The sequence below is a fragment of the Paenibacillus tyrphae genome, assembly GCF_027925525.1.
In the GTDB taxonomy this organism is placed as follows: domain Bacteria; phylum Bacillota; class Bacilli; order Paenibacillales; family NBRC-103111; genus Paenibacillus_G; species Paenibacillus_G tyrfis_B.
The window spans coordinates 182518-208183 of sequence record NZ_BSDJ01000002.1 but is presented as its reverse complement, the minus strand read 5'-3'; the positions used below and the strand labels follow the sequence as shown (position 1 = coordinate 208183).

Sequence of the window (25666 nt, the reverse complement as noted above, 5' to 3'; positions counted from 1 at the left end):
TCGCCGATTTTATCCAATACCACCCTTATTCCATCAGGAGGATGAACGTATGAATATTCAAGCACTTTTGCAGGAACAAAGCATTATGATTCCGCTGGAAGCATCCGACAAGGAAAGCTGTATCCGGGCGATGATTGACGGACTCGAAGCCGCGGGATGCCTCCGCGACAAGTCCGCTTATTTGGACGCCGTGCTGAAGCGGGAGGAGACGGGATCGACAGGAATCGGTTTCGGCGTCGCCATTCCGCACGGAAAGTCTGGCGGCGTAAGCAAAGCCGGACTGGCTTTTGCCAAGCTAACGCAGCCGCTCGATTGGCAGTCTCTGGACGGAAATCCGGTATCGATCGTGTTTATGATCGCCGTTCCGGAGGAAGCGGCGGGCAATGAGCATCTGCAAATCTTGATCGCGCTTTCCCGGAAGCTAATTGACGAACAGTTCCGTCAAAGCTTGTTGAACGTTACAGAGCCACAGCAATTGATCGACCTATTGCAAACCATCTAGGAGGAGACAAGCGTATGATAACGAAAGAGGTTACGATCCGGAACGCATCCGGATTTCATATTCGGCCTGCCCAGCTGTTTACGGAGAAAGCAACGACATTTGAATCGAAAATTACCGTGAACTTCCATAAGGAATCCGGTACGGCGGAAGCGGATGGGAAAAGCATCCTGGGTCTGATGACCTTGGGACTGGAGAAAGGCTCTGTCGTTACCCTTTCGGCGGACGGACCGGATGAGCGTGAAGCGCTTGAATCGCTAGTCGAACTGGTGGAGAGCGGCTTTGGGGAAGTATAGCATCGTAGAACAAAGAGCCAGGAAATGGAGAGACGATCGATGGCGGAAAAAAGGCTGAAGGGACTTGGCGTATCGGCCGGGGTGAGAATCGGAAAGGCTTTCGTCTACTCGCCTGTCAGGCTGGCGGATATCGAGAGCAGGAAAACCGATGATAGCGGCCTGGAATTGCAGCGGCTTCAAAAAGCGAAAGAGAAATGCTCGGAGCAGCTTCAAGCGCTGATTGATCGCGCGCAAAGCACGCTAGGAGAAGATAAGGCGATGATCTTGAAGGGGCAGCTCAGCTTCTTGTCGGACCCGGTCTTTTATCCGCCGATGGAAGATCTGATTGTGCGGGAGCAGTGGTCAGCCGAGACGGCGGTTCACAAAGTCGTGACCCAAGTCGCGGGTTTGTTCGAGAGTATGGCGAACGAGTACATGCGGGAAAGAGCAGCCGACGTTCGCGATGTGGGCAACCGGCTGTTCGCTCAATTGTCCGATCATCAAGGCACCGGGCTTTCGGACATTCGGGAGCAGGTCATTCTCGTCGCGGACGATCTGACCCCTTCGGATACGGTGCAATTGGATAAAAACCTGGTGCTCGGGTTTGTTACCCGAGTAGGGGGCAAGACGTCGCATACGGCGATTCTGGCCAACTCGCTAGGCATCGCCGCTGTCTTGGGGATCGGAGACGGGATAGAAGCTATCGGTCACGGCGACGAGCTTATTATCGACGGCTCCGTGGGGGATTGCATCCTGAACCCGTCTGCGGCAACGATCGAAACGTATCGGGAGCAGCAGCAACGGGAACAATCGGAATGGGCCGATCTAAAGGCCTACGCGAATCGTGCGGCCGTCACGAAGGATGGCTTTCAGGTGGAGCTGGCCGCGAATATCGGAACGGTTGAGGAATCGTTGTCCCTGTTGGAGCAAGGGGCCGAAGCGGTAGGGCTGTACCGGACGGAATTTTTGTTCATGGGACAATCGCAATTGCCCGATGAAGAAACCCAATATCAAGCGTATTCGGCCGTGGCCGAAGCGATGCGGGGCCGTCCCGTCGTCATTCGTACGCTGGATATCGGAGGAGATAAGGAGCTTTCTTACCTGGAGCTGCCGAAGGAGATGAACCCTTTTCTCGGCTATCGTGCGATCCGGATCGGCTTGGATCGAACAGAACTGCTTCTTACCCAGCTTAAGGCCATCGCCAGAGCCGGCGTTCATGGAACCGTCAAGATTATGTTTCCGATGATTTCGGGGCTGGAGGAATGGCGCGAGGCGAAAGCGATTTACGAGCAGGCATGCGAACAGCTTCGTCAGGAAGGCAAGCCGTTTGCCGATAAGGTAGAGCTTGGGATCATGATCGAAATTCCGTCCGCGGCTCTGATGGCCGACAGCTTCGCTAAGGAAGTTGATTTTTTCAGCATCGGAACAAATGATTTGGTACAGTATACGGTTGCCGTCGATCGCATGAACGAAAAGGTATCCCATTTGTACGATTACTTCCATCCAGCCGTTATCAGATTGGTGAAACAGGTTATCGATGCGTCGGTTCGTCACGGGAAGTGGACGGGGATGTGCGGAACGATGGCCGGCGACCCGCTTGCCGCCCCTCTATTGGTCGGTTTGGGCCTTCACGAATGGAGCATGTCCGCTTCTTCGCTTTCCAAGGTGAAAAAGGTGCTCGTCCATGTGAATCGAAGCGAGTGTGCCGCCTTGGCAGAGCGCGTATTGTCGCTGGATACGGCCGCCGAGGTAAGACAAGCGCTGGAAGCCTTCCATCGGCAGGTAGAGGCGGGCGCGTGACTCGCTTAAATGAATGATATCCATTGGTAGACTGTCTCGGCAGTCTATTTTTTTTATCTTCAATGAACTTCGAAAACCTTGAATGAATTTTCATAAAAAGTTATTATAGGCATATTAAGTCTATAAAAGAAACGATATATTTCTGTTTTTCAATATGTCTGCAAGTGTATATCACATGCGAGTAGATCTGGCGTTGGACTGTACGCTAATTCTTAATAAGGAAACCTCCTATCCAAATAATTTGGATAGGGAGGCTTTTTAGTATTCTAGCGTTGTATAATATAGGTAATAATTTAGATCGGAAGGTATTTTATGGTTGATATGGCGCCAATTTTATTCACAATCCCTATTTATTTCAGAGAAAGGATGCGTATCGAGCCAGGAACTCCACTTGCATATGAGGAGTTCGAGTCGGGTGTGGGCAAGCGTGTTAAAATAAACTTTAAACCGAAGCAACCTTTTCTATTCGGAAACAAAAATCAAGATGTTTATCAGGTTTCAGCAAATGGACAGATTACCATTCCAAGGCATGTGCTTGCCTATCTAGGGATTCAAAATAAGGATGAAATAGATATCGAGCTTTACGCTAACGATTTAAGTCTAATCCGGGGCCACTTATTTCAATTTGAAGATATTATTGTAGCTAAAAGAAACGATTTCTTCACGAACAATTGTTTGGATCTTCTGATCGTAAGGTTCCATCAAGAATCCGATGAAGAGCATGAATCGACTCTATTTGTAGATAATTCAACCTTCCTTGAATTAAGACACTTATATTTCAAAATAAAATCGAAATTCGATCCAAACAGTTCCAATCCATGGGTAAACGTTCCCGAAGATAGGGAAGCCGGTTTAAAGGGGATTTCAATTCATTATTCAACAAAACCGGAAGCAGTAATCATTCAGAAATCCATTTTTGAATTTTTGCCAAATGCAGTGGCCCATCTTTGTCGTGAGCGAATTCCTTTTACCATACATGAATCCAAGATAACCTATGAGATGGATAATCTCCAACGTGTTGAAGAAATTCCTGTTTCATCGCGGATTATTGCAGCCTTATTTCAGAGACACGGACATGAAGCTGAAGACTATGTTTCCGATAACGGATCTATGGTCACTACTGTAAAATTACATACGAATGATTTGGTAGTTATTGAGCAACGGGGTTCAGTTGTCGTTCGCTTTTGGCCTTGCGACCGCCTCAGCAAAATTTTCTCATGATCAGCTCAATCGGACCACGGTTCATCCATCTTCTCCACACCGTCGAAAAAACGACGGCGAGCATGAAATAAACGATACCATATGACATGGCGATAGAAAGTTTGCCATTTTCTAAATAACCTACGGTCTCAAGCAGTCCTAATCCGATAACAATGTGCCCGATATAATGGGATAACGATAATTGGCCGGTATGGATTATCGCCTGTGTCAGAGGGGACTTCTCGAATTTGTCGACCACATAGACACAGATCGCAATAATGGCTAAAGCCGAACAAATGCCGGATAATACATACAGCATGTTGGGCGGCATCGGTTTCGTCCCAAAAAGATAATAGGCCGCCTTACCGAATGCAGGAGTTTTCCATTGGACCAAAACGAAAGAAATCGTTTCAAAAACAACCGTTCCCGACAGCGAATAGAGCAGTACCTTCGATCGGTTTTGTTTATTCAGCCAACGCTTTCTGCCGATCCACAAGCCGATGAGGAAGAAGCTCAACCAAGGAAAGACAGGATGGAATCCGTTAAAAAACAGATTGCGAGCGAACCCTTCTACCGTCCAAAAGCCCGTATATTGCTTAAAACTTGAGTCCCACCCTTGGGTGTAATCGAATACGACTAAAAATAACTGCGATGTTAATAGAATCATCAAGAACAGACCGAATATTTTATTGTCAGATACGGTGATCAAGACCGCAGCGACTAGCATGAACACGGCATAATAATGCAAAATGTCGGCGCTCCACCCCATTAGCATTAAAAGCACGCCAGCTACAAACAGGAAAGCGGCTCGCCGGTACAAGCTGTTCCGGCTTTGACGAATGAGCTCCTCGTTCATTGAATTTCGCGCTTTCGAGGTCATTAATGATATCCCGATGCCGGCCAGTACGACAAACAAGGCGGATGCTCGTCCCTCAAACAAACCAGCTATCGATTGCAGCCATGCCGGTCCGCCATTCTCCGCCTGCATGGCAAGCTTATAGTTCACGATAATCATTCCGAAGATCGCCAATGCTCTTGCAAAATCAAGGGCGGTTATCCGCTCTTTCGCTTGACTCATGGATTGACTCATGCTATTCCATCTCCCTTTAACGTTTCCTTTACAAATTACATTACCATATAATCCCATCTCGACTCCTTGAATATGAGATGCCACACGAAACTTTTCGATTGTGAATGAGTACGGAATAATAATTGCTCGTATAGCTGCTTCGCCCGCGGGTTTTTACCTGAGACGTACAAACTTAACCTATTCGGATTTCCATTTGATGGATATGGTTCCGATCGCTTCTCCATCCTGCCGGGCGACCATTCGTTGACTTGCCGGGTCGGCAGGAAAATGGTCAAGAAGCTTTTCGAAAAAAAGAGCAAGCTCGCCATCGTTCATATTCGTCAGGCACTGAAATTTTCCGCCAAACCCTTGGACAAGCAATCGGCCGACCTGTGGATTATACTTGGCCTGCATAGGTTCAATCGTTATAGATGCTGCCGTCATGTTCCATGCCTCCTTTCGGATTTTGCAGCCGGTTCGATTAAGGCCAGCAGCTCGTAGTGCAGCTTGTTTTCGCTAAATAGGGATAAATAAGATTTTTCAATGAGAATCAGAGGACCTGTGGTGACATAAGATTGCGCAGCGGCATAGCCGTGAAACTGTTCGATCAACGGTTCAAGATCTTCGTCTTCATTCACAAGGCTCTGTATGGAAAGGTAATCGCCGCCAGGCAAGCGCAAATCGCCAGACGCCTGCGTTTCCAGGTATAAGGCAACGGTGCTCGAACTGTCGTATACATAATGAATGTCTGATTCGAACAAGTTCGGAACGCGCTTCGTCTGCTCAGCCAATCGTGCGGCATTCAGCCTCGTGTGCGAATCCAGTTCAATCCAACGTGCCAGATAAGTGGTATCACGCCGCTTGATTTGGTACGGATTGGGCTGCGAGCTAAAGCTTTGTTGTTCGTGCAAAACTTTTTTGATAAACTGCTGAAGCTCTTGGAGCCGCAGCAGTTCCGCATCGATTTCCCGCAAGGAATGATGAAGAAGCTGGCGATATTGATCCGCGGAATAGGAAGTCATACAATCTTTGATGGACTGAACAGGCACTCTCAGCTTGCGAAGCAACAGAATATGCGCTAACTGATAAATTTGATCCATGCTGTACATTCTGTACTGATTATGATCCGTGTGAGCAGGTTGAAGGACTCCTTTCTCTTCAAAATAACGAATTTGATGAACAGATACGTTCATAAGCTTAGCTAATTCACTAATCGTAATTTCACTTTTCATCAAGTTCACTCCTAGGATGTGGCTTGGAATATGTTAACGATACACCTTAGGTCAGACCTAAGGTCAAGTGTTTCGAGTAAAATAATCGTTACTATCTATTGAACTCGACGCTCATATAGAGTAAATTCAAACATAGGCAAAAGATGGATTTGGGGAGGAACACACCTTGAAACACTTCACGATATTCGCATCCAGGAACGACATTGATGATATCGAAACTACGATATCGGACGTATTTGCAAAAGGCTACGAAATCAAGAGAGACGAGAATGATTATTTTCTCAAGTCCAGAACGCTGTTCAGCAAACATAAAATAACGATAAGAGTTGCGTCCGAAGATACGAATCCCGATTATTTCGCTAACAATATTCCCGGGATGATGGGATTCTACGATCGCATTCCGTTTGAAGACGAAAACCTCAAAGGACTGGTCATGACGCAAATATCCGTCTTAAATACGATGCTTGCGATCGAAACGGAGAAGGACATAACCGACGGGCAGCAGCAATTATTTACGGGGCTGCTGTCGCGAATCGGAGGAATCGGCTTTTTGCCGAACGGAATTTTGCTTGATCAAGCGGGAGAGGTTATTGTGTATCCCGACGGTACATCGGGCCCGTCTAACTTCAGGCCTCACGCCTGCACCAGAAAGGTGCTAGGCCCTGAAATCACATCCGAGGAAGGCGAACAACGAAAAAACAAGACCATCGCCTATTTAAGTGAAAGAGGGGTTCCGTTTATTCACGGACTGCCGCAGCTTCCGCCCTTGGGGCAATGCCGGTTTAAAACAAAGGAAGACATCGCAAGAAGAGCGGTCTCCTTATTAATCGTCATCCAATTCGCTTGCGACGTGGCGCAAGGCGAAGATATTCAGGGGTCGAGAGACTTTTTCACGGGCATGCTGCAAAAATTTGGCGTGGAAGAGTACCTCACGGAGAACGAAAGAAAGCTATTGCAGGATGATGAGCCGGCTAGGGAAGAGGCGATTAATATTTCCTGGCAATATGAAGCGTATTGGGCGCTTATTTGGGCACTGGGTCTTGTGGAGACGCTTGATTTTCCCGATCAAGTATGCGACTGTGACTATGCGATTGAGGTCGTCTCCAGCTGCGAAACGTTCGAACAATTCGTTCTCAAAACCGCGCTGCGCAGCGAGGAAGAAATGTTGGATGAGGCTGACAAAATTTATCGGCTTCACTGGGCGTGCGTCAACAGCCGAATCAAAGGGGAGGAAGCTCCGGCCGGCATGAACGAAAGCGTCGTTTTAGAAAGACGCCGTGGGTTGTTCTGGATCATAGGTCACCGCAATGAAGAATGGGATCATATTTCGATGGATACCTAGAATCAAAATGGCAGTAAAGGGAACTGCTCTTTTGGGCAGATCACGTTCTGCTTAAGGGATCAGATTAAAGGTGAATGAAATGAAAAAAGAGAATTCACACGCAAAAGAAGGTGCCGAAAGAACACGAAGAGCCATTGTGAAACTGCTCAAACACAACGGCTCTATGGACGCTTTAAGCTTGGCCAGCCAGCTTGGGGTGACCGCGATGGCGATAAGGCAGCACTTATATGATCTGCAGGAGCAAAGGCTGGTCACCTTCAAGGAAGAATCGCGAACGATGGGGCGGCCTGCGAAGATGTGGACGCTTACTTCCGAGGCAAATCGGCTGTTTCCTGATGGGTACGCCGATCTTACAGTCAGTTTGATCGAATCGATGAAAGAAGCGTTCGGAGACGAAGGCTTGGAGAAACTGCTGGAAATCCGTAATCGTAAACAACTGGAGGACTACCGGAACAAAGTGCCGGCGAGCCTGCCGCTCAAGGAAAAATTAAAGACTCTTGCGGAATCGCGAACGGCTGAAGGATATATGGCCGATGTTATCGAGAACTCCGACGGCTCCTTTTGCCTTGTAGAGAAGCATTGCCCGATTTGCGAGGCGGCGAAAGCATGCACCGGACTTTGCAAGAAGGAATTGGACATGTTCCAACGCATCCTTGGCGACGGGATTGAGATCACAAGAGGCGAGCATATTTTAAAAGGCGACAGCCGCTGTGTGTATTGGATTAAACCGGAATAGGAAGTGACTATATCCAAACGATGCTCTGGGGATTGTTCCAGGAGAGTTTTCATTCCAGCAATCCTCATTTTTCGTATATTATTGACGAGACGGCCAATAACCTCCAATCCCGCTTGACGTAAGCGAGACGGGAGGTTTTGTTGTTTTGTATAAGCATTCCATTCATCCATCGGGTGAACAACGATCTCAAAAGTTATGGTACTCACGGCGCAGATCCGCCGCATGATTCGGCTCGGGAAGGACGCCGCGGCTCATCTGCTCCAGCTCATCGTCCGATACGGGCTCTTTAATGACAACGAAATGGTACATGATCTCCTGCACGACATTGGCTTGCAGCGTATTCAAAACTTCCAGCTCCTCGGGCTCATAGAGCGGCGGGACAAAAGGCACCTGATAAAACAGCTCCATACGCAGCAAACGAAAGTCGTAGGGCGGAGGCGTTTCCGGCCAATAAGCGTACAGCTCGGGACAAATAGCTCCCTGAGAGGGCTGGAAGAAGGAAGCGGTAAGATAGCGCGGCGTATACTCATCAAATTTGTGCTTGAGCGACGGATTGGATATATGAGCAAAGCTATGAGCGTAAGGAGCCAAAATACAGACGACGGCTTTATGAATGCACAATCGGTATAACTCTGCCATGACGGATTCAAAGTGATGAACATAGGGGAGGGAGCGGCTGGCCATGACGAATTCGACACAATTATCGGGGAGGGGAAGGGGAGCATTCAAATCGCACACCAAGTCGACTCCGGGAAGAGCTCTGTTATCGATTCCCCAAAAGCCCGGATGCTTATTCAGGCCGCAGCCAATATCGATTTTCATCCAGATCACTCTCCAGATATGCGAACTTGTTGGAGGACGGTTCCAAATTCATAAGTGTAACGGATTAAACATTACCCTATTGTACGTTTGCACTTCATGAGCCGTATGGATGATTATCATGAATAGCAAGATTCATCCGTCAAAAAAATGGATTTACATTAGACATTTATATAAGTTGATGATATAATTTTGTCCATGGAACCTAAAACGAACTTAACAGAACTGAACGTTAGCGACTTCGCTATGGCGTTCGAAGAATTGACGAGGCTATTCATTCGGATGCCGTCTATCGAAAAGCTAAGCTTCACCACGCTATCCGTGTTACACACACTCTCCCTTAGAAGCCCGATGAGGCTGAGCGAGCTGATTGCGACGGAACAGGTAACGCAGTCCGCAATTACGCAGCTGGTGACTCGGCTGGAGCGCGATGGGTTGGTTGAGCGCCGTCCCGATCCGAGCGACGGTCGTGCAGTGCTTATCCACATCACCCCCCAGGGAGCAAGCGTCATCGATTCACGCCGGTCTGAACGCATAATGCGAATCGCCAAGCTTATTGAAAGGCTCTCTCCAGAGGAAAGAGCAGCTATAGCATCCGCGCTGCCCGCATTGACGCGCCTTGCCGAGTTCGGAAACGCTTAGCCTGAACTACATTCCAATGGTCCAAGGAGGAGTACTCGTGACAGAATCTCTTTTCGCGCTTGAACCGACTCCTATCTACGTGCCGGACGATCTGCTGGCAGATTTGAGAACCCGGCTGAAATTGACCAGATGGCCCCTCGATGCCAGTAACGACGACTGGTTTTACGGCGTCAGCCGGCGCTACCTTGAGGAACTGGTCGACTACTGGATCAACGAATTCGACTGGCGCAAATCCGAGGCCGCGATCAACGTCTACGAGCATTACAAGGTAAACGTTAATGGCGTTCCCGTGCATTTTATGCGCAAGCCCGGCGTAGGACCGAACCCGATTCCGCTGATTTTGACGCACGGCTGGCCGTGGACGTTCTGGCATTGGTCCAAAGTGATCGATCCGCTTGCCGACCCCGGCGCATTCGGGGGAGATCCCGCGGAGGCCTTCGACGTGATCGTGCCATCTCTTCCAGGCTTCGGTTTCTCGACGCCGCTGCCGAACAATCCGGACATGAACTTCTGGAAGGTCGCCGATCTTTGGCATACGCTAATGACCGATACTCTCGGCTATGCGAAATACGCGGCAGGGGGGTGCGATGTAGGTGCTCTCGTGACCGGTCAACTGGGGCACAAATATAGTGACGAGCTCTACGCAATACATATCGGGTCTGCGCTAAAGCTGAGCTTTTTCAACGGCGATCGCGCCTGGGATTTCTCCGGAGGGCAACCAATTCCTGACCATATCCCTGAAAGCATACGGAACGAGATCTTGAAGTTTGATCGTCGCTTCGCGTCGCATCTCGCCGTACACGTGCTCGATCCGAGTACGCTCGCCTTCGGGCTGAGCGACTCACCGGCAGGTATGCTTGCATGGATTTTGGAGCGATGGGCAAAATGGAGCGACAATGGCGGTAACATTGAGAGTGTCTTCTCGAAGGACGATTTACTTACACACGCGACGATCTTCTGGGTGAACAACACCATCGAAACCTCCATTCGCGTCTACGCGAACAATAACCGTTATCCATGGATACCCTCTCATAATCGCTGGCCTGTCATTGAGGCGCCCACAGGTATTACTTTTGTAGGTTACGAGAATCCGCCGGGTGTCACGACCGAAAATCGAGTACAGAATTTTCTGGACAGTGACCGCGCGTCCTGGTACAACCATATCAATATCGCCGTTCACGACCGCGGCGGTCACTTCATCCCCTGGGAAATTCCGGACCAGTGGGTTGACGACTTGCGCCGCACCTTTCGGGGACGCAGATAAGCGAATATCACGCATCTTAAATGGACATCCGTTTTCAAAAGACGGGATGTCCATTTTTGTCATCCCAAGTTCGCTGAATCGCGAAGCTATAGAAGGTGTGCGCCGCTGTCGGCAGATAACGGCCCATGATTCTCGATATGCCGGTAGTCATGGTGCAATGGGGCTCGGTTAGGGTAAGAACATGAAGCCGATCCTTTAAGAGTTCGGAGAATTTTTCCCAAAGGGGCTTCGGGATAAATGAGATGCCAAGACCGAGGCTCACCATTTCTCCGATGACAATAGAATCATTTCCCTCGAACGAAATTTTCGGAGCAAAGCCGGCTTGCCGACAAAGCTTTTCCAGCCAATTCGACGAATCGTAGCTCGTGTTGCTGCTAATAAATCTTTCGTCGGCGACTTCCATTAGTCGTATTTCCCGACGATGAACAAAGCGCTCTTCTCTCGGCACCAGCAATAGTAACTCTTCCGAAAATAAAGGGTCCCATTGGACATCGGGGCCTTCAATTAGCTCGGAAGAAATGCACATGTCGATCTCGCCTTTTTCCAGCAATTGATACATATTGATGTCGCTTCGCAAATACTGACGTATCCGAATATCCGGGTATTGACGGAGAAAAGCCGATACCAGACTCGGAAATAGACTGACGTTTGTGGTAGCAATGGAGACCGAGAGATTTTCGATCCGCGCCATGTCATTGATTTTCTTCTTGGCTTGATCCAGCTCCAGAAACGACCGCTCCAGATGGGCAAGAAAAATTTCGCCATATCGATTCAGCCGAATATGACGTCCTTTTCTTTCAAATAGAGGAACGCCGATATCTTCTTCCAATCGGGAGATCGTTCTGCTCAGCGCCGGTTGGGTAATGTTTAATTCCTCGGCTGCTTGTGTCATATGCTCCAATCGGGCTACGGTTTGAAAATAGCGAAGCTGCTGCAGTTCCATTGCCTGACCCCATTCATTGTTTCAATGTAATGAATTGATGTTCAATTATATATTGGATATTATGGATCGCCGCGGTTAAAATAAACCCATACTTTCGAATAAGTTTTCGAAGGTTAGGGTAATTTTTGTTACCGATGTTGGGGAATATTAACTACAAAAAGAGGGAGGTTTCTTTATGGAAAATCTGATGCCGATCCCCCAGCCCAAAACCTATGGCGTTCTAGGAAATATTCCGTTAATCGATAAGGATTCGCCTACGTTATCTTTCTGTAAGCTTGCTGACGAGTACGGTCCTATTTTCCGTTTCGAGGCATTGGGAAGATCCGTTTATATCATCTCGGGACCCGACTTGGTGGCCGATGTATGCGATGAATCGCGTTTTGACAAAGCGATAGGGCATCTGCTGAAAGTACGCGATTTTGCTGGAGACGGACTATTCACAAGTCTGACGGAAGAGCCGAACTGGAAAAAGGCGCATGCGATTCTGATGCCTTCCTTTAGCCTTCAAGCCATGAAGGGCTACCATGACATGATGGTGGATATCGCTGTGCAGCTTGTCCAGAAATGGGCGCGCCTCAATCCGGACGAAAGCATCGACGTTCCGGACGATATGACAAGGCTTACCCTGGATACTATAGGCTTATGCGGATTTAACTATCGTTTCAACAGCTACTACAGAGAAACGCCAAATCCTTTTATTGTCAGTATGGTTCGCTCTCTGGATGAAGCGATGCATTACGGCAACAGGCTGCCGATTCAGAACATGCTGATGGTGAAAACCAAACGCCAGTACGAGCAAGATATTCAATCGATGTTCTCCTTGGTCGATAAAATCATCGCCGAGCGTAAGGCAAAAGGGGATCAGGGAGAAACCGATTTGCTCGCCCGAATGCTGACCGCCAAAGATCCCGAGACCGGTCAACAGCTGGACGATCAAAATATTCGTTACCAAATTATCACGTTCCTGATCGCGGGCCATGAAACCACAAGCGGACTGCTGTCATTTACGATTTACTTTTTATTAAAGCATCCGGAAGTATTAAAAAAGGCTTACGCCGAAGTGGATGAAGTGCTGACAGGCGCAACGCCAACCTACGAACAAGTTCTGAAGCTGAAATATATCCGAATGATTTTAAACGAGTCTTTGCGTTTATGGCCGACCGCCCCTCAATTTAGCCTGTTCGCCAAGGAAGACACCGTCATCGGAGGAAAGTATCCGATTAAGAAAGGCGAGGCCGTCTCCATTGTTTTGCCCAAGCTTCACCGGGATAAAGGGGTATGGGGGGACGATGCGGAACAATTCCGGCCGGAACGGTTTGAAGACCCTGCCAAAGTGCCGAACCATGCCTATAAACCGTTCGGGAACGGGCAGCGAGCCTGTATCGGCATGCAGTTTGCGCTTCACGAAGCGACTTTGGTGCTCGGGATGATCCTCCAGCAATTTCAATTGCTCGATCCTTTGAACTACCAGTTGAAAGTCAAACAAACGCTGACGCTGAAGCCGGACGATTTCAAGATCCGCGTTCAATTGCGGGACAGGAAAATAACCGCTGCGCATCCCGACAAACCGGGAGAAGACCTTGCCCAAGCTTCCAGCCCTGAAAAACAAGCGCAGCAAGCTTCCGTCATCGGAGTGAACAACAGACCGCTGCTTGTGCTTTATGGCTCTAATATGGGAACCGCAGAACGTATAGCAAAAGAACTGGCGGACCTCGCACGACTGCACGGCATTCGAAGCGAAGCGGCGGCATTGAACGATCGGTTGGGCCATTTGCCGAAGGAAGGCGCTTTAATCATCATCACCTCTTCCTATAACGGGAAACCGCCGGGCAATGCGCGACAGTTCGTTCAATGGCTGGAGCAGGTTGAAGCGGGAGAGCTTAGCGGGGTGCATTATTCCGTATTTGGCTGCGGGGACCACAACTGGGCCTCGACGTATCAAGAGGTGCCGAGATTTATTGACGAGCAACTCGCCGCCAAAGGAGCGACAAGGTTCTCCCTGCGCGGGGAGGCTGATGCGAGCGGCGACTTCGAAAAGCAGTTTGAAGCGTGGAAAAGTCAAATGTGGACCGATGCGATGAAGGCGTTCGATCTCAAACTGAACGAAAATGCGGAAAAAGAACGGAACACCCTGAACATTCAGTTTGTCAGCGGCTTTGCCGAGACGCCTCTCGCTCAATCGTACGATGCGGTTCACGCGACAGTGGCGGAAAACCGCGAGCTTCAGCAGCTTGGCAGCGAACGCAGCACGCGGCATATCGAGATCGAGTTGCCGGAGGAGGTTACGTATCAAGAGGGCGATCACCTTGGCGTCTTTCCAAGCAACAGAAAAGAAAATGTCGACCGCATTCTGCGACGGTTTGGCTTGAGTGAGAAGGATCAAGTGATTTTGACGGCCAGCGGGGTCAGCGCATCCCATCTGCCTTTAGACAGGCCCGCATCGCTCTCGGACCTACTTAGCCATAATGTGGAGCTGCAGGAGCCGGCAACCAGAACCCAGATCCGTGAGGTTGCCGCTTTTACGGTTTGTCCTCCGCATAAGCGCGAACTGGAAGCTTTGTTAGAAGAGGGGACCTACGAAGAGCAGATATTGAAGAAACGGATCACAATGCTTGACCTTGTTGAAAAATACGAAGCCTGCGAAATTCCATTTGCGAAGTTTTTGGAGCTGCTGCCTCCGCTCAAACCCAGATATTATTCGATATCCAGTTCCCCCCGAATGAACGCAGGTCGGGCCAGCATTACGGTAGGTGTCGTCCGTAGTCCGGCATGGAGCGGACAAGGGGAATATATCGGAGTCGCCTCGAATTACTTGGCAGATCGCAAGTCGGGAGACGACATCGTCATGTTCGTCCGTACGCCGGAATCCGGCTTCCAGCTCCCCGACGATCCGCAGACTCCCGTGATTATGGTAGGGCCGGGGACAGGGGTAGCGCCATTCCGCGGGTTCCTGCAGGCCCGAGCGCAGCTGAAGCGGGAAGGACAATCGCTAGGCGAAGCCCATCTGTATTTCGGCTGCAGGAACGAAGCCGATTATATTTACCGCGAAGAGCTTGATCAGTATGAAAAAGACGGCGTGGTTACGCTTCATACGGCTTTTTCCCGCAAGGAAGGCGTATCCAAAACGTACGTACAGCATTTGATGGCAGACAATGCAGCTGAGTTAATCCGCATTCTTGATGCTGGAGGACGGCTTTACGTATGTGGTGACGGCAGCAAAATGGCGCCCGATGTCGAAAACGAGCTGAAGAAAGCTTACCAGGCCGTCCATGGGGTTGAACCACAAGAAGCGGAAAAATGGTTGGAGCACCTTCAGTCGAACGGCAGCTATGCCAAGGACGTCTGGGCAGGGATCTAAATGATATGAAAAAAGTCGCATATTGCGGCTTTTTTTAATTCCGAGATGCGCGAAACTTGTCCAAATACCGCTTTATTCAATATAATAGGGTAAGGAAAAAAAATAAGAAAGAGAAAGCGGGTACCAGTATGGGACGTAAGTGGAATAATATTAAAGAGAAAAAAGCATCGAAGGACGCCAGCACGAGTCGGGTCTATGCGAAGTTCGGAGTTGAGATTTATGTCGCGGCGAAGAAGGGTGAACCTGATCCGGAATCCAATCAAGCTTTAAAATTCGTGCTCGAACGAGCCAAAACATACAACGTACCGAAAGCGATCATCGACCGTGCGATCGAGAAGGCGAAAGGAAACTCGGAAGAGAGCTATACGGAGCTCCGCTATGAGGGATTCGGTCCGAGCGGCGCCATGATCATCGTCGATACGCTCACCAATAACGTAAATCGTACTGCCGCGGACGTACGTTCGGCTTTCAATAAAAGCGGCGGAAGCATGGGAGTCAGCGGCTCAGTAACTTATATGTTCAGCCCGACGGCCGTCTTTGGGGTCGAGGGGAAGACATCCGACGAAGTTTTGGAGCTATTGATGGAGGCGGATGTAGATGTTCGGGATATTGCGGAGGAAGAGGATTCGGTTATCGTCTATGCCGAGCCGGATCAGTTTCATGCCGTACAATCCGCGTTCAAGCAGGCGGGCATTACGGAATTTATCGTTGCAGAACAGACGATGCTGGCGCAAAATTATGTGACTCTTTCGGGAGACGCTCTGGTGCAGTTCGAGAAATTGGTCGATACTCTCGAAGACCTGGAAGATGTTCAACAGGTTTATCATAACGTGGAGCTGCCAGAAGAATAAGCTTGGCATGCATTTCTTTTCAGTGTAAGACCGCGTGATCCGCGGTCTTTTTGCGTTACGAAATAAAGCTGCTCATCAAGTCAGTGTGATTCCTTCTATTGCCTCCGCATTTGGATTTGTAGTACGATCATAGGGTAACCAAGTAATGGAAAAAATAGCAGCTCATACTTCAAGAGAATAGGAGTGTTATTGCATGCTGACGCCACTGAAGAATAAGACGGTCGTCGTGACCGGAGCGAGCAAAGGAATCGGCAAAGGAATCGCCAGAACCTTCGCCGAGAAGGGGGCGAAAGTCGCAGTTGTCGCACGCAGCCTGGCGAAAGCGGAGGAAACCGCGGTGGAAATCCGGGAGAACGGGGGCGTTGCTCATGCCTTCGAAGGCAACGTCGCCGATTTGGAATCGATGAAGGGCGTTGCGGACGAGACAGCCGGTATGTTCGGAGGAATTGACGTGCTGTGCGCCAACGCCGGGATTTTCCCGAATGCGCCGATTGAGGAGATGACCGGCGAGCAGTGGGATGAAGTGATGAACACGAATGCACGCGGGACGCTGTTTTCTCTTCAGGCCTGCCTGCCCTTCCTGAAGCAAGCGGAATACGGCCGGATCATCGTTACCTCGTCGATTACGGGGCCGGTCACCGGCTATGCCGGATGGTCGCATTACGGCGCGAGCAAAGCTGCTCAGCTTGGTTTCATGCGCAGTGCGGCGCTTGAGCTCGCTCGTTACAACATTACGATTAATGCCGTGATGCCCGGCAACATTATGACGGAAGGGCTGGAAGGTCTCGGAGACCAATATTTGCAGTCGATGACGGCGTCCATTCCGCTCAAGCGGCTCGGAAGCGTCGAAGATATCGCTTACGCCGCTATCTTTTTGGCTTCGAAGGAGGCCGGCTTTATTACAGGCCAAACGATCGTCGTCGATGGCGGGCAGATACTTCCGGAAAGTCTGGAAGCGATGGGCTGAACTCATGTATATCACGACCGTTTATCGGTATTCTACCGGGAAACGGTCGTTTTATTTTTTGCCGTTGACTTTGCCCTTAGGGTAAGCTGTACAGTGAAATGGAACGAAGTTCGTATCAAAATGGGAAGAATGGAGGTGACCTTTTGCTATCGATCGGAGAATTCTCGAAGATATGCGAAGTATCGACAAAAACGCTTCGGTATTATGAGGAAATCGGATTAATTCATCCCGATGAGATTAATCCTGAAAACGGCTATCGCTATTATTCCATCGGGCAGCTAAAAAAGATGCTCTTTATCAATCGTTTGAAATCTTATCATTTTTCTCTGGAAGAAATCAGAGCTGTTCTGGAATTGGAAGAGGATCAATCCGAAGAGAAGCTTTGTTCCGCCCTTCATCGCAAGAGAAGGGAGCTTCAGAGAAGGCTGTACGCTTTGGAGTATACCCTGAACCAAATGAGCAATGATATTTTAAACCTGGAGAAGGGCATCCCTGTGATGTCATACCTTGACAAGATCGAAGTACAGCTTGTTGAAACCCGGCCCATGAATATCCTTTATATGCGCGAGATGTTGAGTCGTGATGACTATGCTGCAGGCTATGGAAAGTATTTTGGCAGGCTCTATGAAAGGATTGCTACGGAAAAACTCACCTTGCTCGGCACGCCAATGACGATTTATCACAGCCCTGAATACAATCCTGCCGGCAATGATACCGAGTTTGCCATCCCGATCAAGGAGCCTGTAAAAGGAACGAGAGATTTGCCCGGAGGCCTTTGTGCGAAATCTGTGTTAAAGGGTTCCTATCCGGAATTGACGTCGTTGTACGCCAAGCTGAGGGAATGGATGGAAACCGAAGGATATGCCTTGGTGAAATCCCCCTATGAAGTGTATGTAACCGACCCCTATCAAGCCGCCGGTCCTGAGGAAATGGTGACCGAGGTATATTTTCCCATAAAGAAAAAATAGAGAGGTGCCTATCATGCAAAGAAACTACTGGCCAACGGCACAATGGCAAGTCACAGACCCGGCAGCCTTGGGTATGGACTCTAAACAGCTTTCAGCGCTTGAATCAACGATAAGATCCGAGTACAGCAATATCAACGGTATTGTTGTTGTGCGGAATGGATACATCGCTTATGAAAGTTATTATAACGGCTATGGTCCGAACGATCCGCACCATGTGGCATCTGTAACGAAAAGCATACTATCCGCCCTCATCGGTATTGCCATCGATGCAGGATATATTAAAGATGTAGATCAGAAGGTGCTGGATTTTTTCCCTGAATATGTTCCCGATGCTGCCGATCGGCAGAAACGCGAAATTACCATACGCCATCTTCTCACGATGACGGCTCCCTATCCGTTTGAGGACTGGCACGAACCGCTGGACAAGATGTGCATGCAGCCCGACTGGATAAAATATACGCTGGATATGCTGGGCCAACAAGGAAGTATAGGGGCGTTTAAGTATTCCACCGCAGGGGCGCACCTGCTTTCGGCCATCCTCACTCGCAGCACGGGAACAAGTGCCCGCGCGTTTGCCAACGAACACTTGTTTAAACCGGTCGGCATGCAGGAAATCCCGGATTACGAAATGAAATCATTCGGGTTTGAGGATTTGTTCGGGAAAAATGTGAAAGGGTGGGTTAACGACCCGAACGGCAACTCCACAGGAGGATGGGGACTTACGTTAACTCCCCGCGATATGGCTCGTTTCGGTTTTCTATACCTGAACCGCGGCCGTTGGGACAATCATCCGATTGTTTCCGAGGCCTGGATTGACGAATCGACAGCGATGAACCCCCATAACTACGGTTATCTATGGTGGTTACGCGAAGAGGACGGAGTTTCTGCATACTCAGCGCTAGGCGATGGCGGCAATGTCATTTGCTGCATTCCGGAAAAAGACCTGGTCGTAGCCATCGCATCGGAATTCATTATTCATCCCCGTGACAGGTGGACACTGATTAAGGAATGGATTGTCCCGGCTGTAATTGACTAAAAGTAGCCTTCCCCTTGGAACCGAATAGGAGAGCAACATTTCAAATGATGTGTTGTGATATAACTATACTTGAATTCGGACAAGGAGATGAAGACATGAATAGGTTGGAAGGCAAAGTCGCTTTAGTCACCGGGGCAAGCCGGGGAATTGGCCGCAGTATCGCATTGCGTCTGGCGCAGGAGGGAGCTTTTGTCGCCGTGCATTATGGAAAAAGACAAAATGAAGCGGAGGCCGTCGTTCGGCAGATCGAACAAAGCGGAGGGCGCGCTTGCGCGATTGGCGCTGACCTGAACACGCTCGACGGCGTTCATGAATTATTCGCGGCACTGGATGATGCCCTTGAGAAGTATACGGGCGGCAGCGAATTCGATATTCTTGTCAACAATGCCGGAATCGGCCAAATTGTCAGCCTGGATGAGGCAACGGAGCAATCATTTGACGAGGTGATGACAATCAACGTCAAAGCGCCGCTTTTCGTCACTCAGCAAGCTTTACTGCGTCTGAAAGAGGGAGGAAGCATTATTAATATTTCATCTTTTGTGACGCGCGTAGCCTCCCCAAGCGTGTTCGCCTACAGCATGTCAAAAGGAGCTATCGACACCTTTACCCGCCTTCTGGCCAAACAGCTTGGAGGCCGTAATATTACGGTTAACGCCATTCAACCCGGGATCATTAATACAGAGATGAATGCCGGGACGCTGCAAAATCCTGATGGGCAGCGATATGCGGCGGGACTTTCAACCTTCAACCGATGGGGAGAACCCGAGGATGTGGCGGATGTTGCCGCTTTTCTCGCTTCGTCGGACAGCCGTTGGGTAACCGGTCAATTGCTCGATGTAAGCGGCGGATCTCACCTGTAAATTCTCAACTGATAATAGAAAAATCACCAATGTTCCTTTACGGATTGGTGATTTTTTAATTTTACCCTTTAAGTCCTTATTTTGGATGCGTTGAACCCTTTGACGATCAGCCAAAGCGGCATCATGATCTCGAAAAGGGCTCCCGGAGCATACAGAACCATGCCATTATAACCCATAAGCTCTACGATGGCACTGGCTGACAACGATGCGTATCCAACAAGGCCTAAGACGGTTAGGAAACGCGGAATGAGTTTTGTTCGATACAGCAAAGTACAGAACACAAGGCTGTACAGACCGAGTACAATCATGGCCAGCTGAAAAGCCAAAAAACTGCCTTCTGCCGCTAACGCTCCTATGGTGTGAAAATAGGAATGAGCCGGTGCTCCTGCCTGGATATATTCTTGGCTTAATCTGATCTGCAATAACGGACCGATTGTCCCAACGATAAGGAGCATAGCCTCAATCACCCGGAAACCAATGTAGCCTAAGGCGATTTTTTCATTATGCTGCTTTAAGATGGGGAACAATACGATTGCGATTCCGACAACAGCGAAGCAATTTATGAGCTCAAGCAATACTCCCAAGATGACTTGGTCTTTCTTTGAATAAACATCTTTGAGATCATCCGGAGCGCTCATGATAGATTCAATCAGTACATTTCCTGAAATATACGCAGCCGTTGCAATTAAAAATAATACGCCAACCATGACTGCAGACCTTCGATTCGCACCCATGTTTCCCTCCTCCGTAGTTTACAGCCTGCCTATGGCCGAATTGGGCGATTCACGCTCATTCACGTGCAATTATATCCGCAATACAACTCGCCCTAATAGATACTAAAGTATGGATTAAAGGATCGTTTTTGGGGAAAAATAAGTAAATTGTCGTATTTAGTTTGTATTGGACTTATAGTAGGATATATGGATTGTGAAACAAACCATAGAATGTCAGGGCGGTATAAAGTCAACCTTGTGACGATTGCATGTTCTGTTAACGACGCGTCGTGCGGCAAGGTATTCAACTATGGGGGGGCGGGAAATGACGGAAGAGGTTTTGAGTTCGCCTATCGGTGATCTGCGCATCAACGAGAGCGACGACGGCGAAGTGTTCGCCCAGGGGCGATATGTCGCTTCAGGAAATCCGGTGTTTTTCTCCATCAAGTTGCCCGCTCGCGATCGCCTGGAAGAAGTCGATTTCGAGTTCATTCGCTTGAGGATCGCGGGGGTGAAGGCTTATACCGATATGGCGAGGGATTTCTTGATCTCCGAGCTGGGCCTCGATCCCGAAGGGGAGGGCAAGGCGCCGTTGATTGCCGATCCGGAGTTCACGTTCTGGGGCGGCTTGGACTGGTCCATCTTGTTCGCCGAGGGGAGTCTGGATATCTGTGAGCCTTACGGCGTGCTGGTGAATTTCCACGATGTGCGCATTATGGGGTTCGACGATCTTTCCGGCGCCGAAGAAAGTATACATCTAAAGGAGTTGAAGACATGATCGTATTGTCCAGGAGAACCGGAACATGTTCGTAATCCATGCCTACCTTGCGAAGTCGTCAAACCCATACTCCTATGAACGTCTTGCTTCGGAGTTGGGCACCTATTTTGATTTTGAAACAAAGAATGGTCTGGAAATAGGAACATCAACGAATCCTTTCACGAAACAAAAATATGCGATTCTTAATTGGCCAGGATGGAATTTTACGGCACACTTTGAAACGGGCCGCAATGTAGAAGCAGATGCAAATTATATTGCAAGCGTCGTCGAGGATTGTCCGCCAGAAATCAAAGATTATACCGATCGCATTCGCTTTGTATTCTCGGCTGATGAGAGACGGGATTTCACGAATCATATCATTTGGGCGATAGACTATTTATTGGAAATACCCGACGCCATCATTTTTGATGAAAGTCAAAAAACAATCATTCGTTAAATTCAAGGGTAGGAGAGGAGGGATGGCAGTGCAACTTTCAGATTCCACCTATTCCGAAATTACCGCTCTGTCTAAACAAGGCGATGATTTGGTGAAGGCAGGCGATCTTGAGGCGGGCAAGCAGAAGTATGTCGCGGCTCTCCGCTTATTGCCGGAAAACCATCGAGAGTGGGAGGCCGCTACGTGGTTGTACGTAGCTATTGGGGATGTTCATTTTGGAATGAAGAATTACGACAAGGCATTCAAATGCTTTTTTAATGCGGTACAGTGTCCGAAGGGGTTGGGCAACCCTTATATTCATCTTCGGCTAGGGCAGTTGTACTATGAACAGGAAAACCTAGAGAAGGCGGCAGACGAGCTAACCCGGGCTTACATGGGTGCCGGTATATCCATTTTTATGGAAGATGACCCGAAGTATCTTGAGTTTTTGGAGACAAAAATAGAAATTTAAAATTTCAGGTGCCGTATAAACATGATCTCGTGAGTTGCCGCGTAAATCGCGGCTTTTTTGTTTTATGGGATAAGGTTGTTGTCATGAGCAAAAGACAAGAGCTTTATCCCATTGCCGACAAAGGGTTCTTGACAGGTCGTAATATTGCGGCTATTATGGACACATTAAGTCTGTAATTGGGGTGAGAAAGATGAAATTCGAAAGCGACCGTCACCGGAACTCGGAAGTATTTGATGCAAACCAAGATTTTGTCGCCAAGCTTGGCGTCGGGGTCTTGACCTTGCTGCAGCCCCAACCCGGGGAGCGAATCCTGGACGTGGGCTGCGGGAATGGGAACTTGACGGCCGAGATCGCAGCCGCCGGAGCGGTACCTACAGGTATCGACCTGTCGGAGGAGATGGTTAGGCAGGCCCGACAGAAATACCCTGAACTGAATTTTCAGGTAGAAAACGCTTGTCATTACCGCACAGATGTCCGCTTTGACGCTGTGTTCTCCCATGCAGCGTTGCATTGGATCAAGGATGCTCCTGCCGTTGTCAACTCCATCTGGCTGGCCCTGCGGGATGGCGGCCGATTCGTTGCCGAATTCGCCGGTAGCGGCAATGTCGCCGTGTTGACCAACGCGATGGAGGAGGCGCTGGAGATACATGGTTATACGTGGGCGGGACGGAATCCGTGGTATTTTCCCACCATTGGTGAATATGCCAGCCTCCTAGAGGAGACCGGCTTCCGTGTCACGTTGGCTCAGCATTTCGACAAGCCAACCCCGCTCAAGGGAGAGACAGGGCTACGGAACTGGTTGGACAAATTCGCCGATTATTTCTTCCCGGACGTCACGCCGGAAGACAAAGCATCGATCTACCGCACCATCGAGGCAAAGGTTAAGCCGCACGTTGACCGGGGAGATCAATGGATGGCCGATACCCGCCGATTGCGCATTGTAGCCATCAAGCCATCGGCGTAAGGGGATGAACAGCTTTGGCTTTTTCTTGTCGCCTGTGCCAAGGAAAAGGAGACATGTATCTTGGTGAAATTGAATACCAACCATTTTCAAAGCCTCAACGAATATGTATATAACATACTATCAAGAGAGTTTCAGGCGGGGGAAAATTGGGCCTACAGAAATCCGGGCATTAACATGTTATTTGAGCTGGTCTCGAACTTAACGGAGTGAGGACCTCATTTACAACTATTATAAAGATATTTGGGTCGGTCCAAATAACAGCGATGCCGGAGACCAAAGCAATTTGTTTGTTAGCGCAAGAGACTTGGCAATGTGGGGATATATTCACCTTAAAAAGGGCCGGTTGAACGGAAGACAGCTGCTGCCTCCAAGTGTTTTGAACGAGTAACCTCACTGGCCACGCCGAAGACGGTTCCGCTTCATTTGCCTCGCAACGGTTGTATATGGTGGCTTCAGAGCGATACTTCTTTGAACCAGGTAGGAGAACGTTTGCCAAGCAGTTCTTATCAAATACTTGGCATAACGGGATGCGCATGCTTAGTTATTCCGGAGTATGATGCAGTCGTCGTACGAATGTATAACCAGTTAACCAATACCGGCGAATATGATTATTTAAAAGATATTAGACAGTTCGGAAATTTGGTCTATGACCTTCTGATCTGTGACCCGTAAGATGGACACTTTGACCATTTTACGGGTTATTTAGGTTTTAACGTCAAACGTAGATCCCGAAGAAAATCTATCGAAGAGTGAGTCAATCCACAGCATTCGACAGACGGGTTGTCTAAAAAAATCAACCTTGCCCATCCACCTTTCGGTTGATTCGTTTTTTTGAAATGATGGGGTAAGATGGAATTGAAGTGAAGAAAAGTAAAAGCCATAAGTGAAGCAGCAGCCGGAATAATTCGCTTAAATCAGCAAATATTTTATAATATTCGACAAAATCAACCGATGTCCAATAATTTTCCATGATGCTATACGGATTGTCCAAAACTGCGGCAAGACATCAGGCTGTTCTGTATGCAAATCCGGAATCGGAAGCGCTTCCAATAACGATTGAGTCGGCTTGTCCCGCAAGCGGAGCGTTGAAGTTGAATAGATTGCATGATCGGCTTTTCCTCAAAGCCCTTTCCATCCGTACACCTTGATTTTACATAATCGGTCTACCTAATCCATCGATTTACGAAACCAATGAGAGGAGTCATGGTCATGGCGCAAATTATTCCAAGTTTAGAGTTAAAATGGGGGTTCCCGTATATGTCTCCGAATGGGACAGAGCCTTCTCCTTATGTGTATCAAATCAACCTGGATCATGAAGTGGGGCCGGGTATTTTATTCCACGACTGTCTGGTGAAAGTCGCCAACGCTCACAAGGAACATCAAAAGGGGAGCATCTATTCCTGCTACGGAAGCTGGATCGGCGCAGGCGTCGTATGGCTCATGTACCCGATGAATGAAGCCGACGAACGCGAAAAGGCTCTTTCCGACGAGCAAGTTTTGTGTGAAGTGCTAGGGGAAGAGGAGGGCACGCAAACGATCGAGGCGTTCCGCTCTACGTTAATTTCGGACGAACGCAAGCTTCTGAAATATTTGCCGTTGGCCAGCAATCCGTCTTCCCAGAAAGAAGAAACGCCGATGGAATATATCTATTACGCTGTCGTGCAGCTGAATGAGAAATCGGGCACCGCCGAGTATCAAGAGCTGGTATCGAAGGCGATCCAAGCTCACAATCAGCACGGTCAAGGGTTAAAGTGGGTTGCCTATGCCGAGGAGGGAACGGATTCCCGTAAGGTCCATCTGTTTGTACCGATGAGAAAATTCGGTGATATGGATCCTTGGCAGGGACTGGGAGAGATTTTGAATGTATTCGGGAGCGAAGAAGCCAAGACGATTCGCGACTCGCTCTTAGCCGGAGTGGAAGACTACAAGTCGTATTTGATGACTTTCGTGCCCAGCTGCGACAATTCCGGCTGCGAATTCGTCGAGTAGCTCATTTTCCGGAAAGCAAGACCAATTTGATCCCTTATAAAGGAGCTGTCCACTCATGGAACAATTTTTATATCACTTGGATTTCTATATTATCCCGAGCAAAACATCGCAGTTTGAAGAAAATTTCACCAAAATTTTGGTCGCTCACCATAATCATGCCAAAGGCTTAGGGCACCGGCTGACGCTTTACCGCACCTTCGTGGGCGGAGATGACGTGCTGTCGCTGACCATTCCGATGGAGTCGCTCGGCGACATGGATCTGTGGATGCATACCCCCGAAATTGTAATCGAGTATTTCGGCCAGGAGGAAGGCATCCGTATTTTGAACGATTATTCGTCAGCGATGAAGGTATGGAAGAGCCGGATTACGAAACGTTTCGAATTCAATTTAGCAATTTAACCCGATGCTGCCACCGGTGAATTTATTCAGCGGTGGCAACCCTTATTCTTCAGGATACTTATCTTCGAGGTGAC

At 48.9% G+C, this 25666-nt stretch carries 26 protein-coding genes; 20 read left to right on the top strand and 6 right to left on the bottom strand.

Annotated features, from left to right (window positions below; all coding sequences use genetic code 11):
• Positions 1–49 precede the first annotated feature (49 nt).
• The 4 genes from QMG93_RS02830 (at position 50) to QMG93_RS02815 (ending at position 3795) form a co-directional block, all read left to right on the top strand.
• Positions 50–502, top strand: a complete 453-nt coding sequence (locus QMG93_RS02830) for a PTS sugar transporter subunit IIA (RefSeq protein WP_108533588.1) — start codon at positions 50–52, stop codon at positions 500–502.
• A 14-nt stretch (positions 503–516) separates the two neighbouring features.
• A complete protein-coding gene (locus tag QMG93_RS02825; protein ID WP_281933377.1) occupies positions 517–795 on the top strand; it encodes an HPr family phosphocarrier protein in 279 nt (92 codons plus the stop codon).
• A gap of 39 nt (positions 796–834) precedes the next feature.
• Complete coding sequence (ptsP, locus tag QMG93_RS02820) at positions 835–2574, top strand: phosphoenolpyruvate--protein phosphotransferase (protein ID WP_281933376.1); 1740 nt, start codon at positions 835–837, stop codon at positions 2572–2574.
• Between the two features lie 312 nt (positions 2575–2886).
• A complete protein-coding gene (locus tag QMG93_RS02815; protein WP_281933375.1) occupies positions 2887–3795 on the top strand; it encodes an AbrB/MazE/SpoVT family DNA-binding domain-containing protein in 909 nt (302 codons plus the stop codon).
• Here the strand turns inward: QMG93_RS02815 and QMG93_RS02810 are convergent.
• From QMG93_RS02810 to QMG93_RS02800, 3 genes are all read right to left on the bottom strand, one after another.
• Positions 3776–4921 carry a DUF418 domain-containing protein gene (locus tag QMG93_RS02810; RefSeq protein ID WP_281933374.1) on the bottom strand — a complete coding sequence of 382 codons (1146 nt, stop codon included), beginning with the start codon at positions 4919–4921 and terminating at the stop codon, positions 3776–3778. The genes QMG93_RS02815 and QMG93_RS02810 overlap by 20 nt on opposite strands.
• A gap of 120 nt (positions 4922–5041) precedes the next feature.
• Positions 5042–5287 (bottom strand): hypothetical protein, encoded by a 246-nt coding sequence (locus tag QMG93_RS02805; RefSeq protein ID WP_281933373.1) that lies wholly within the window; start codon positions 5285–5287, stop codon positions 5042–5044.
• Complete coding sequence (locus QMG93_RS02800; RefSeq protein WP_281933372.1) at positions 5284–6075, bottom strand: MerR family transcriptional regulator; 792 nt, start codon at positions 6073–6075, stop codon at positions 5284–5286. Before QMG93_RS02800 ends, QMG93_RS02805 begins: the two co-directional genes overlap by 4 nt.
• A gap of 166 nt (positions 6076–6241) precedes the next feature.
• Between QMG93_RS02800 and QMG93_RS02795 the strand changes: the two genes are divergently transcribed.
• Entirely contained in the window at positions 6242–7417 is a 1176-nt protein-coding gene (locus tag QMG93_RS02795; RefSeq protein WP_281933371.1) for a DUF4272 domain-containing protein, read from the top strand.
• 79 nt (positions 7418–7496) lie between these two features.
• Positions 7497–8153 carry a helix-turn-helix transcriptional regulator gene (locus tag QMG93_RS02790; RefSeq protein WP_281933370.1) on the top strand — a complete coding sequence of 219 codons (657 nt, stop codon included), beginning with the start codon at positions 7497–7499 and terminating at the stop codon, positions 8151–8153.
• 186 nt (positions 8154–8339) lie between these two features.
• On the opposite strand, the gene QMG93_RS02785 is transcribed toward QMG93_RS02790, so the two are convergent.
• Positions 8340–8975, bottom strand: coding sequence for a hypothetical protein (locus QMG93_RS02785; protein ID WP_281933369.1), 636 nt, complete (start codon positions 8973–8975; stop codon positions 8340–8342).
• A 195-nt stretch (positions 8976–9170) separates the two neighbouring features.
• Here QMG93_RS02785 and QMG93_RS02780 point away from each other — a divergent pair, with 195 nt between their 5' ends.
• Together QMG93_RS02780 and QMG93_RS02775 are read left to right on the top strand one after the other, a co-directional pair.
• Positions 9171–9614: a MarR family transcriptional regulator gene (locus QMG93_RS02780; RefSeq protein ID WP_309299647.1), complete on the top strand. Its 444-nt coding sequence runs from the start codon at positions 9171–9173 to the stop codon at positions 9612–9614.
• A gap of 37 nt (positions 9615–9651) precedes the next feature.
• Positions 9652–10878 carry an epoxide hydrolase family protein gene (locus QMG93_RS02775; protein WP_281933368.1) on the top strand — a complete coding sequence of 409 codons (1227 nt, stop codon included), beginning with the start codon at positions 9652–9654 and terminating at the stop codon, positions 10876–10878.
• 34 nt (positions 10879–10912) lie between these two features.
• Here QMG93_RS02775 and QMG93_RS02770 read toward each other — a convergent pair whose 3' ends face one another.
• Entirely contained in the window at positions 10913–11821 is a 909-nt protein-coding gene (locus QMG93_RS02770) for a LysR family transcriptional regulator (protein ID WP_281933367.1), read from the bottom strand.
• Between the two features lie 175 nt (positions 11822–11996).
• Between QMG93_RS02770 and QMG93_RS02765 the strand changes: the two genes are divergently transcribed.
• The 6 genes from QMG93_RS02765 (at position 11997) to QMG93_RS02740 (ending at position 19861) form a co-directional block, all read left to right on the top strand.
• Positions 11997–15179, top strand: a complete 3183-nt coding sequence (locus QMG93_RS02765) for a bifunctional cytochrome P450/NADPH--P450 reductase (protein WP_281933366.1) — start codon at positions 11997–11999, stop codon at positions 15177–15179.
• Between the two features lie 128 nt (positions 15180–15307).
• Positions 15308–16030, top strand: coding sequence for a YebC/PmpR family DNA-binding transcriptional regulator (locus QMG93_RS02760; RefSeq protein WP_281933365.1), 723 nt, complete (start codon positions 15308–15310; stop codon positions 16028–16030).
• Positions 16031–16223: 193 nt separating this feature from the next.
• Positions 16224–16997 (top strand): 3-oxoacyl-ACP reductase FabG, encoded by a 774-nt coding sequence (gene fabG / locus QMG93_RS02755; RefSeq protein ID WP_281933364.1) that lies wholly within the window; start codon positions 16224–16226, stop codon positions 16995–16997.
• A gap of 143 nt (positions 16998–17140) precedes the next feature.
• On the top strand, positions 17141–17965 hold the full coding sequence (locus tag QMG93_RS02750) for a MerR family transcriptional regulator (RefSeq protein ID WP_281933363.1): 825 nt from the start codon (positions 17141–17143) through the stop codon (positions 17963–17965).
• 13 nt (positions 17966–17978) lie between these two features.
• Positions 17979–19001 (top strand): serine hydrolase domain-containing protein, encoded by a 1023-nt coding sequence (locus QMG93_RS02745; RefSeq protein ID WP_281933362.1) that lies wholly within the window; start codon positions 17979–17981, stop codon positions 18999–19001.
• A gap of 95 nt (positions 19002–19096) precedes the next feature.
• The gene (locus tag QMG93_RS02740) at positions 19097–19861 is read left to right on the top strand and encodes an SDR family oxidoreductase (RefSeq protein ID WP_281933361.1); all 765 of its coding nucleotides are present in this window, start codon (positions 19097–19099) and stop codon (positions 19859–19861) included.
• A gap of 68 nt (positions 19862–19929) precedes the next feature.
• Here QMG93_RS02740 and QMG93_RS02735 read toward each other — a convergent pair whose 3' ends face one another.
• Positions 19930–20595: a DUF4386 domain-containing protein gene (locus tag QMG93_RS02735; RefSeq protein WP_281933360.1), complete on the bottom strand. Its 666-nt coding sequence runs from the start codon at positions 20593–20595 to the stop codon at positions 19930–19932.
• A 304-nt stretch (positions 20596–20899) separates the two neighbouring features.
• On the opposite strand from QMG93_RS02735, the gene QMG93_RS02730 reads away from it, so the two are divergent.
• The 6 genes from QMG93_RS02730 (at position 20900) to QMG93_RS02705 (ending at position 25592) form a co-directional block, all read left to right on the top strand.
• Positions 20900–21352, top strand: a complete 453-nt coding sequence (locus QMG93_RS02730; RefSeq protein ID WP_281933359.1) for a hypothetical protein — start codon at positions 20900–20902, stop codon at positions 21350–21352.
• A gap of 25 nt (positions 21353–21377) precedes the next feature.
• Complete coding sequence (locus QMG93_RS02725) at positions 21378–21788, top strand: hypothetical protein (RefSeq protein ID WP_281933358.1); 411 nt, start codon at positions 21378–21380, stop codon at positions 21786–21788.
• Between the two features lie 28 nt (positions 21789–21816).
• Positions 21817–22239: a tetratricopeptide repeat protein gene (locus QMG93_RS02720; RefSeq protein WP_309299649.1), complete on the top strand. Its 423-nt coding sequence runs from the start codon at positions 21817–21819 to the stop codon at positions 22237–22239.
• A 190-nt stretch (positions 22240–22429) separates the two neighbouring features.
• Positions 22430–23203 carry a class I SAM-dependent methyltransferase gene (locus tag QMG93_RS02715; protein WP_281933356.1) on the top strand — a complete coding sequence of 258 codons (774 nt, stop codon included), beginning with the start codon at positions 22430–22432 and terminating at the stop codon, positions 23201–23203.
• Between the two features lie 1257 nt (positions 23204–24460).
• Positions 24461–25192, top strand: coding sequence for a hypothetical protein (locus tag QMG93_RS02710; RefSeq protein WP_281933355.1), 732 nt, complete (start codon positions 24461–24463; stop codon positions 25190–25192).
• A gap of 55 nt (positions 25193–25247) precedes the next feature.
• On the top strand, positions 25248–25592 hold the full coding sequence (locus QMG93_RS02705) for a hypothetical protein (protein ID WP_063177861.1): 345 nt from the start codon (positions 25248–25250) through the stop codon (positions 25590–25592).
• Positions 25593–25666: the final 74 nt, after the last annotated feature.

Coding starts and splice junctions, on each gene's coding strand:
- QMG93_RS02745 (WP_281933362.1), top strand. CDS start 17,979: ATGCAAAGAAACTACTGGCCAACGGCACAATGGCAAGTCACAGACCCG.
- QMG93_RS02765 (WP_281933366.1), top strand. CDS start 11,997: ATGGAAAATCTGATGCCGATCCCCCAGCCCAAAACCTATGGCGTTCTA.
- QMG93_RS02730 (WP_281933359.1), top strand. CDS start 20,900: ATGACGGAAGAGGTTTTGAGTTCGCCTATCGGTGATCTGCGCATCAAC.
- QMG93_RS02780 (WP_309299647.1), top strand. CDS start 9,171: ATGGAACCTAAAACGAACTTAACAGAACTGAACGTTAGCGACTTCGCT.
- QMG93_RS02760 (WP_281933365.1), top strand. CDS start 15,308: ATGGGACGTAAGTGGAATAATATTAAAGAGAAAAAAGCATCGAAGGAC.
- QMG93_RS02770 (WP_281933367.1), bottom strand. CDS start 11,821: ATGGAACTGCAGCAGCTTCGCTATTTTCAAACCGTAGCCCGATTGGAG.
- QMG93_RS02740 (WP_281933361.1), top strand. CDS start 19,097: ATGAATAGGTTGGAAGGCAAAGTCGCTTTAGTCACCGGGGCAAGCCGG.
- QMG93_RS02735 (WP_281933360.1), bottom strand. CDS start 20,595: ATGGGTGCGAATCGAAGGTCTGCAGTCATGGTTGGCGTATTATTTTTA.
- fabG (WP_281933364.1), top strand. CDS start 16,224: ATGCTGACGCCACTGAAGAATAAGACGGTCGTCGTGACCGGAGCGAGC.
- QMG93_RS02800 (WP_281933372.1), bottom strand. CDS start 6,075: ATGAAAAGTGAAATTACGATTAGTGAATTAGCTAAGCTTATGAACGTA.
- QMG93_RS02715 (WP_281933356.1), top strand. CDS start 22,430: ATGAAATTCGAAAGCGACCGTCACCGGAACTCGGAAGTATTTGATGCA.
- QMG93_RS02725 (WP_281933358.1), top strand. CDS start 21,378: ATGTTCGTAATCCATGCCTACCTTGCGAAGTCGTCAAACCCATACTCC.
- QMG93_RS02705 (WP_063177861.1), top strand. CDS start 25,248: ATGGAACAATTTTTATATCACTTGGATTTCTATATTATCCCGAGCAAA.
- QMG93_RS02785 (WP_281933369.1), bottom strand. CDS start 8,975: ATGAAAATCGATATTGGCTGCGGCCTGAATAAGCATCCGGGCTTTTGG.
- QMG93_RS02815 (WP_281933375.1), top strand. CDS start 2,887: ATGGTTGATATGGCGCCAATTTTATTCACAATCCCTATTTATTTCAGA.
- QMG93_RS02805 (WP_281933373.1), bottom strand. CDS start 5,287: ATGACGGCAGCATCTATAACGATTGAACCTATGCAGGCCAAGTATAAT.
- ptsP (WP_281933376.1), top strand. CDS start 835: ATGGCGGAAAAAAGGCTGAAGGGACTTGGCGTATCGGCCGGGGTGAGA.
- QMG93_RS02790 (WP_281933370.1), top strand. CDS start 7,497: ATGAAAAAAGAGAATTCACACGCAAAAGAAGGTGCCGAAAGAACACGA.
- QMG93_RS02710 (WP_281933355.1), top strand. CDS start 24,461: ATGTCTCCGAATGGGACAGAGCCTTCTCCTTATGTGTATCAAATCAAC.
- QMG93_RS02810 (WP_281933374.1), bottom strand. CDS start 4,921: ATGGGATTATATGGTAATGTAATTTGTAAAGGAAACGTTAAAGGGAGA.
- QMG93_RS02830 (WP_108533588.1), top strand. CDS start 50: ATGAATATTCAAGCACTTTTGCAGGAACAAAGCATTATGATTCCGCTG.
- QMG93_RS02825 (WP_281933377.1), top strand. CDS start 517: ATGATAACGAAAGAGGTTACGATCCGGAACGCATCCGGATTTCATATT.